This window comes from Bifidobacterium sp. wkB338, assembly GCF_003688325.1.
In the GTDB taxonomy this organism is placed as follows: Bacteria; Actinomycetota; Actinomycetes; order Actinomycetales; family Bifidobacteriaceae; genus Bombiscardovia; species Bombiscardovia polysaccharolytica.
Window position 1 is genome coordinate 1 of the sequence record NZ_NPOR01000015.1, and the last position, 1,183, is coordinate 1,183.

General features: G+C 44.2%; 1 protein-coding gene and 1 pseudogene. Both read right to left on the reverse strand.

Translation table 11 applies throughout. The features are described from left to right. Positions 1-216 (reverse strand): annotated as a pseudogene (locus CI603_RS08940) (carbohydrate ABC transporter permease); the annotation flags it as partial. A gap of 169 nt (positions 217-385) precedes the next feature. Beyond that, on the reverse strand, positions 386-1,183 hold a 798-nt coding region (locus CI603_RS03630; protein WP_147438276.1), incomplete at its 5' end, for a carbohydrate ABC transporter permease.

The window sequence follows — 1,183 nt, forward strand, 5'->3', positions numbered from 1 at the left end:
TTTAGAAAAACCGTATCCCGCCATAACAGCAATGGACGTTGCTCCCAAACCGCCAGCTAGCGCATAGAAGAAAGAATTTACGATCCATCGCCAATAGATACCGTCGCTGTATTGACTCAATTGTTTAAAGTTGTCCCACAACGCAAAGTCCTTATCGAACCACATAGCGCCATGAGCACCAGAGAAAAGACCTGAATTGGTCTTGCTCGCTGCCATTATTAACCACCAAGCAGGCATTAAGAAGTAGAGGACAGCGAGCGTGAGCACAACATAGGTGAATACCCTAGGGTTACCCCGGATATGATGTTCTAGCGGTTGGCTCTTTGCAAGAGTAGTCTTTGGAGATGGGGAGATTTCCGACTTCGCTGGACTTGAACTTGACATATCAGCTTCCCAATCCCGATTGTTTTTTTGTCAATCTCATAAAAATCACGCTAAAAATTACAACTACAAGTCCTAATGCAAAAGAAACTGTGGCCGAGTAGTTGGTCTGGTTGTAGTTGAAAGCCAAAGCCTGAGCATACATATTCGGCGTGTACTCAGGAGGAATAACAGTTGGAGCCTGATTACGCAGAATCGTTGGTTCCGTATAGAACTGTAAGGTACCGATCAGGGAAAAGATGGTGACCATCACCATTGAGCCCGATATCATAGGCAACTTAATACGTGTGGCAATTTTCAATTCACTTGCACCATCAATGCGAGCAGATTCATAGAGTTCCGTAGGAATCGATTGCAAAGCTGAATAGAGAATGACCATGTAATACCCAGTCCACTGCCAAGTCACCACATTTACCAGAGAACCAAAAATGCCATTCCGGCTCAGAAAATCTGGTGCCGATAGACCGAACAGCTGAAATATGGATGTAAAAGGCCCCATATTTTTGGAGTACATGAATCCCCACATCAAGGCACCAATCACCCCTGGTATCGCATAGGGAAGGAAAATAGCCAAACGCGAGACTGAGGCAAATTTATTCTTGAAAGAATCGAGCAACAAAGCGAAGCATACAGCTAAGCCCAGCTGAATAGGCACCATGACCACAGTAAATAGGATGACTCTGCCCATGCCATTGAGGAATATAGAATCAGTAATAACTCGCTTATAATTGGCAAGGCCTGAGAAATATTCCCCTTTCACTTGCGAGTAAGTAAACAGCGAAACACAAAATGCATATATGAG